The organism is Falsiroseomonas sp. RANM36 (genome assembly GCF_056682175.1).
The window spans coordinates 1-1,383 of sequence record NZ_JBWXTD010000035.1 but is presented as its reverse complement, the minus strand read 5'-3'; the positions used below and the strand labels follow the sequence as shown (position 1 = coordinate 1,383).

General features: G+C 71.5%; 2 protein-coding genes. Both read left to right on the top strand.

Going from position 1 to position 1,383, the window contains the following annotated elements:
• On the top strand, positions 1 to 333 hold a 333-nt coding region (locus AC1MIR_RS27725), incomplete at its 5' end, for a Hint domain-containing protein (RefSeq protein WP_480031397.1).
• Positions 334 to 598: 265 nt separating this feature from the next.
• A partial coding sequence (locus AC1MIR_RS27720) for a Hint domain-containing protein (protein WP_480031396.1) occupies positions 599 to 1,383 on the top strand: 785 nt, incomplete at its 3' end.

Here is a 1,383-nt window from a genome sequence, read left to right as displayed (position 1 = left end):
GTGCCGGCCCGGCTGCTGGTGAACGGCACCTCCGTCACGGTGGAGGCCGGCCTCGCCGAGGTCACCTACTACCATGTCGAGCTCGAGAGCCATGACGTGCTGCTGGCCGAGGGTGCGGCGGCCGAATCCTGGCTCGACTGCGACAACCGCGGCTGGTTCGAGAACGCGCCGGTGGCGCAGCTCGGCATCGCCGGCACGCTGGCCGAGGCCGGCTCGGGCTGGGATGCCGCCCGCGCTTGCGCGCCCCTGCTGCATGGCGGCGCCGAGCTCGCCGCCATCCGCGCCGCCATCGACGCCCGCGCCGCCCGCCGCGCCGACCGCGACGCCGCCTGACCCACGGCGCCGGGACGCCTGCCGTTGCATCCGCGGCACGCCCCGGCACAGGCGACGGGAAGGTCGCGTCTGCAACCGGCCGCAGCGCATTTCTCCCTTGCGAAACGCGCGGTTGCAGTCGTAGTTAACCGGCAGTTGGGGATTGGGAAAGCGCTGAACGCCGTGCGGCAGCGGGTAGGCGCTTTCTGCTTCGTGCAAAACGCATTTCAGGCAGCTGGGCAGCGGGATCGCTGCCGGCATCGGCATTGGTCGAGGGGGACCTAGCATGTCGTCGTTCGTCGGAACCTCAGGTGACGATACCTTTCCCGGAACGGGCGGGAACGATACGGCCGATGGCCGGGCCGCCAATGACAGCCTTGTCGGCCTGGGCGGCGACGACCGTCTGATCGGCAACAGCGGCGACGACACGCTGCTCGGCGACAGTGGGGCCGACTCGCTCTTCGGCGGTGCCGGCAATGATTCGATCGATGGCGGCGCCGATGGCGACCGGGTGGAGGCGGGGTCGGGCGACGACACGATCATCGCCTCCGGCGGCGACCGGGTCACCGCGGATACGGGCGACGACCTGATCATCATCGGCACCGGCAACAACGACATCTCGGGCGGTAGCGGCAGCGACACGATCGACTTCAGCACGGCCGGCACCTACACGGTCACCCCGGGCGCCGGCGCCTTCTTCACCGTCACCGGCCCGGACGGGACGAACCTCGTCCAGGGCGTCGAGTTCATCAATACCACCACCGGCCCGCAATCCTTCGGGCTCGGCACCTTCCTGGTCTGCTTCGCGGGCGGCACGCGGATCCGCACCGATCGCGGCGAGACGCCGGTGGAAAGCCTGCGGGCGGGCGACCTGGTCGCCACCGTCTCGGGCCGCGGCGCGCCGCTCAAGCCGGTGCTCTGGATCGGCCGCCGCCGCGTGGTCCTCGCCGGCCATCCCAAGGCCGAGGCCATCGCGCCGATCCGCATCCGCGCCGGCGCGCTCGCCGAGAACACGCCCGCCCGCGACCTGCTGGTCTCCCCCGACCACTGCATGTTCCTCGACGGCGCCCT